Origin of the sequence: Bacillus mycoides, from assembly GCF_001757995.1 — a bacterium.
Classification (GTDB): Bacteria; Bacillota; Bacilli; order Bacillales; family Bacillaceae_G; genus Bacillus_A; species Bacillus_A mycoides_B.
In genome coordinates this window covers 1-1,685 of sequence record NZ_LXLV01000128.1, presented here as the reverse complement: position 1 = coordinate 1,685, position 1,685 = coordinate 1, and the positions used below count along the sequence as shown (strand labels likewise).

General features: G+C 35.6%; 2 protein-coding genes. Both read right to left on the bottom strand.

The annotated features are described in order from the left end of the window. A partial coding sequence (gene mobP2, locus BWGOE10_RS29220; RefSeq protein WP_070168328.1) for a MobP2 family relaxase occupies positions 1–1,081 on the bottom strand: 1,081 nt, incomplete at its 3' end. Beyond that, complete coding sequence (locus BWGOE10_RS29215; RefSeq protein WP_070146073.1) at positions 1,074–1,334, bottom strand: hypothetical protein; 261 nt, start codon at positions 1,332–1,334, stop codon at positions 1,074–1,076. The genes BWGOE10_RS29215 and mobP2, both read right to left, overlap by 8 nt. Positions 1,335–1,685 lie beyond the last annotated feature (351 nt).

Genomic DNA, 1,685 nt, shown 5'->3' with positions numbered 1-1,685 from the left:
AATACTGTATAGATACATTCTGTTGAAATTTTTGAAACGGCTTTGATTTTTTCATGTGATGGATTCTCTTTTGTTCTTTATCGTATGCCTTCATTTCTTGTAAAAAAGCGTTCCCCATTCTTTTATACAGGTCATTGATTTTATTCGTCTTATAATTTTCATATTGCTTCTTATCATACTTGCCTTCTCCGTATGCTTCTTTAAAAACTTGCACTTCTTTATCTAACTTTTGGAGAAACTGATCGTAATCTTTTTTATGATGATGTTGAATATATCGCCTGCTTAATTCATCAATTTCCGGCTTCAATGGCTGAATGGTATTGTAACTATATTGCCACTGTCTTTTATCACTTGGTAACTGTTTATAGATTTGTAAAAACAATGGTTTCAAATGTTGATTGCGCCAATCAAAAACGGAATCTTCTTTTTTACTTCCCACCATGTTGTTTCGAATCAAATCATTAATTTGTTTTTGTTCCTGCGTACGATCTAACAGATTATTTACAACTTTCCCCCTCATCGCATCCAATGTTTTTGGTTTTCTTTTTCCACGTTCTCTCGTTGGAAATGGTTCAACAGTTGCCACATGAATATGAATATTATTCGTATTAAAATGAATGGCTGCTGACCAGGTAGAACTTTTTTCTAGCCCCTCCCTTTTTTGCATTTCCTTCATCGCAAGCCGTGTCCCATCCATTAACTTTTTTTCATCCAATGTTTTAGTTTTCCCATCATATATGCCTTGTTCCTCAAGCCAAGGATTATGAAAAGAAATGACATCTTGCCACATAATACTTCCATTTTCATGAGCGGTTTTAAACATTTCCTTTAAGGCTTTTTTCTCACTTTCTGTTAAGCGATTTGCGTGTTCCGTAAACAGTGCCGATGTCTTTTCTGGATTCCCCATATAGTCTTGATACGTTTCAAACATTTTCGGATTCAGCTTCACTTCACTTTTTGCTTCTTCTCGATCTACATACTCAATATAGTTCTGAAAGGCATCCGAACTCGGCAATACAAATTTTGTTTTTAAAACAACACCTGGCGTGACTGAAGAGTGAACAGGAACCCCATTACTCATTTTCATCATCCTGCATCATCATTTGAATAAACTCATTCATTTTTTTCATTTCGCCATAACAATCATTCATCATACGGATGTTCTTTTGGATGATATTTTCTAATTCCATTTCTCTTTTATGTTGTTGCTGAAAAAATGCCAGCATTTCAATTTGGTCTTTCAAAAATTTCTGCCTGGATAATCCTTTCCTCTTTGCAATTTCATCTATTTTCTTTACGGCAATTGGATCTACTTCTCTAATTCTGATTTCCACTTTTCCCTCTCCTTTCTGCAAATCTGGGTAGAGATCAAAAAATAGTGAGAAGAGCATAAGGGGTTTTTGTTCCCACCTATGGTGTGAAGCTAGGCGGAGCCTAGCAAAACGATGGGAACAAGGAAAGAAGCTGAATGTCCCCATTACGTCCCCATATTTTTCATTAATGTCTCCACCACGTCCCGTTATTTTTTCTAAATGTCCCGTCCGTGTCCCCTTGTTTGCCCTCAATGTCTCCATCATGTCCCTATGTCTTTTTTCAGTTTTTATTAATTTCTTGTGCCTTTTGCTCTAATTTTTTGATCTTATCTCGTGCAATTTTTTGTTCTCCTTTAAACAATTCAATGTTCT